Origin of the sequence: Microlunatus endophyticus, assembly GCF_014646195.1 — a bacterium.
In the GTDB taxonomy this organism is placed as follows: Bacteria; Actinomycetota; Actinomycetes; order Propionibacteriales; family Propionibacteriaceae; genus Microlunatus; species Microlunatus endophyticus.
The window spans coordinates 1-880 of record NZ_BMMZ01000030.1 but is presented as its reverse complement, the minus strand read 5'-3'; the positions used below and the strand labels follow the sequence as shown (position 1 = coordinate 880).

1 protein-coding gene is annotated in these 880 nt (G+C 64.8%); it reads right to left on the bottom strand.

Annotated features, from left to right (window positions below):
- On the bottom strand, positions 1-699 hold a 699-nt coding region (locus IEY07_RS23965; RefSeq protein WP_229670623.1), incomplete at its 3' end, for an IS110 family transposase.
- Positions 700-880 lie beyond the last annotated feature (181 nt).

Sequence of the window (880 nt, the reverse complement as noted above, 5' to 3'; positions counted from 1 at the left end):
CAGGCCGGCGAAGGCTTCTTCCAGCCGGCCGATCTTGCGTCGCATGCTCGACCGGGCCATCTCGGCCAGCGCCTTCGGATCGCGTTCGCCGGCGATCAGGGCCGCCATCATCTGTCGACCGGAGACGCCGAAGATGTCGGAGGCCACCACCGACAGTTTGATGCAGGCATCCTCCAGGAGTTTCTCGACCCGGTTCTTCTCCGCGGTCTGAGCGACCACCAGATCGACCCGATACCGGGTCAGATCTCGCAACTGCCGGATCGGCCGAGGCGGCACGAAACTGGGCCGCAGCATCTGCCGCTCGGCCACCTTGCACAACCAGACCGCGTCCAACCGGTCGGTCTTCGGCCGGCCCGGGAGATGCTTGACATCGCGGGCGTTGACCAGCCACGGGTCCAGCCCGTGGGCCTCCAACAGGTAGAACACCGGCTTCCAATAATCGCTGGTGGCCTCCATCACCACCCGTTCCACTCCCAGCCCGACCAGCCGGTTCGCCAGTTCGGCCAACGAGCCGACCATCGTGGAATGAGTGGTCACCTCCTGGGACCGGCGAGCCCGACCCGACTTGCCCGTCCCATTACCGGGAAGCCGAATGCAGCACACCAACTCGGCCTTGCCGATATCCAGCCCAGCGACCCGCTCGATGATCTGCTCATCGTCCTCGGCATCGGAGAACATGACACCCACTTCCCTTCCCACACAGCGATCCCAGGGCCGGCAACTGACAGCCGGCAACTTGACATGCAGCCGTCCCCGGGGGACCGCCCAGGCGAAGAAGATCTAGTTCTCGTGCTCAAACCGACGGCAACAATGAAGGGCCCTCAACGCGATCCCGCACCCGGCTAGCCCACGACCTCACAAGGACCATAGAAGCAACGGC